Origin of the sequence: Cognatazoarcus halotolerans, from assembly GCF_009800965.1 — a bacterium.
GTDB lineage: Bacteria > Pseudomonadota > Gammaproteobacteria > Burkholderiales > Rhodocyclaceae > Cognatazoarcus > Cognatazoarcus halotolerans.
The window spans coordinates 1-908 of sequence record NZ_WUAF01000050.1; the positions used below are offsets into that span (position 1 = coordinate 1).

The following is a 908-nucleotide window of genomic DNA, read 5'->3' on the forward strand; positions in this document are numbered from 1 at the left end:
ATGGCCAGCGCGAAGGTGTCGCCTTCGTCGATGCTGCCCGCTCCACCGATGTTCAGGCTCGGCGCGACATTGTTCACCGTGATGGTCTTGGTGCCGGCGACAAAGCTGCCGTCCTCGTCGGTGACCGTCAGCGTAATCGTGGCGCTGGCGTCACCGTCGGCATAGACATGCTCGATGCTGCCTCCAAGCGCGGCGAACTCGGCTGCGCTGAAGCTCTGCACGTTGCCATCACCCCAGTCGAGGCTGTAGTCGGTGGCGGTGTCGGCACCCGGATCGATCAGACTGCCCAGGCTCAGGGTGTAGCTGCTGGCTTCATCGACGCTGTCGGCTCCGCTGAGCTCGATGGAGGGGGCGACGTTAGCAACCGTGACGCTGAAGCTGTCGCTTGCCGTTTCTCCGGCAACGTCGGTAATGGTGACGCTGACCGTGTAGGTGGCGCTGCCATCCTCGTAGGTGTGATTGAGCGGCAAGGAGGTACTGCCGAGTGTGCCGCTCTCGGTCGTGCCATCCCCATAGTCGACCGTGTAGCTCCAGCCGGCTGCGCCATTGTCGGCGCCGTCGGCAAAAGCGATGACACGGCTGAAGGTGGCGCCTTCGTCGAGGCTGACATCCGGGCCGGCCTCGAAGGAGACGGTGTCGGTCGGCGGCAACACGCTCAGCGAGACGGCACCCGCATCGGCGTGCGTGCCGTCCTCGTCGATCAGGCTGACACTGACCGTGTAGTCACCGGCTGCGGCGTAGTCGTGGCTCACGTCACCGGCACTCGCCACGGTGTCCGTGCTGCCGTCGCCCCAGTCGATGACGTAGCTCGTGACCGTATCGGTGCCCGGGTCGGTAATGCTGCCGAGGTTCAGGATGTAGCTCGCCCCCAGCGTCACCGAGCCACTGCCCGTGAGCGCAATGCTCGG

Annotated in this window: 1 protein-coding gene; it reads right to left on the reverse strand. The window is 65.3% G+C overall.

Annotated elements, in window-relative coordinates:
- Nucleotides 1–908: PKD domain-containing protein (locus tag GQB03_RS22605; protein ID WP_159694055.1), on the reverse strand; the 908-nt coding region annotated here is incomplete at both ends.